Below are 622 nucleotides of genomic sequence, written 5' to 3'. Positions count from 1 at the left end.
AAAGCACGTCGGAAGAAGCCAATAGGGGCACTCGAATAGATATCGCACTTAAAGCAATGTTATGAATCATTTGATCGGTAGTCGTACAACAATCTTCAATAATGGAAACGTTGTATTTTTCCGCTGCTTTTGAAATTGCCGTATGTGTCACGCAATTTTGCGTCATCATTCCGCAGATCAACAATTCATCTACGCCGTTCCTTTCTAGCGCTTGTTCGAGGTTCGTTTGATAAAAACTGTCAGCGTGCTGTTTTTGAATGATCTCGGCGTCAGGACATATTGAGATGACGTCGGGATGAATCTCCACACCAACACTGCCTTCCTCAAAGAAAGGGGCTTTCCCTTTAGGGGCCGAAGATACATGTTGAACAAGGAATATCGGGATATCTTGTGCTTTGGCTTTCGCCATCAACTGCTTAATGTTGTCCAAAGTGGTATCGGTATTCCACAAAGGAAATCGGCCATTCGGGAAATAGTCGTTTTGTATATCGATTACAAGTAATGCGCTGTTGCTCATGTTCAATTCCTGCTGATTTTGGTTCTCGTCTTGCCAAATTATGAGTAACTTGCTGCATTATTTTTAGAGTCTAAAATGACATAAAAGAAGTCAAAAACGACAAAT

At 41.3% G+C, this 622-nt stretch carries 1 protein-coding gene; it reads right to left on the bottom strand.

What is annotated here, in order from left to right; translation table 11 throughout:
• Positions 1–517: cysteine hydrolase family protein (locus R7R24_RS28095; RefSeq protein ID WP_318120357.1), on the bottom strand; the 517-nt coding region annotated here is incomplete at its 3' end.
• Positions 518–622: the final 105 nt, after the last annotated feature.

The organism is Vibrio sp. 704, assembly GCF_033339295.1.
Note: the sequence above shows the minus strand (reverse complement) of the source record. Positions and strands in the feature narration are given on the sequence as shown.